Origin of the sequence: Staphylococcus pasteuri (genome assembly GCF_030547725.1) — a bacterium.
Classification (GTDB): Bacteria; Bacillota; Bacilli; order Staphylococcales; family Staphylococcaceae; genus Staphylococcus; species Staphylococcus pasteuri.
In genome coordinates this window covers 1-237 of record NZ_JAUOQO010000950.1, presented here as the reverse complement: position 1 = coordinate 237, position 237 = coordinate 1, and the positions used below count along the sequence as shown (strand labels likewise).

The window sequence follows — 237 nt, the reverse complement described above, 5'->3', positions numbered from 1 at the left end:
GGCCTTGCCGGAAATCTGGTCCTATGGTCATCGCAACCCGCAAGGGGCGGCATTGGATCTGGCGGGCAATCTTTGGGTCAACGAACATGGCGCGCGCGGCGGGGATGAGGTCAATCGAATCCGACCAGGCGTGAATTACGGCTGGCCGGTGATCACCTATGGGCGGCATTATTCCGGTGCAAAGATCGGGGAAGGCACGGAAAAATCCGGCATGGCCCAGCCAGAGCATTATTGGGA

At 59.5% G+C, this 237-nt stretch carries 1 protein-coding gene; it reads left to right on the top strand.

Annotated features, from left to right (window positions below):
• Positions 1 to 237, top strand: a 237-nt coding sequence (locus Q4528_RS16000) for a PQQ-dependent sugar dehydrogenase (RefSeq protein WP_303522745.1), incomplete at both ends; no start/stop codon positions are given.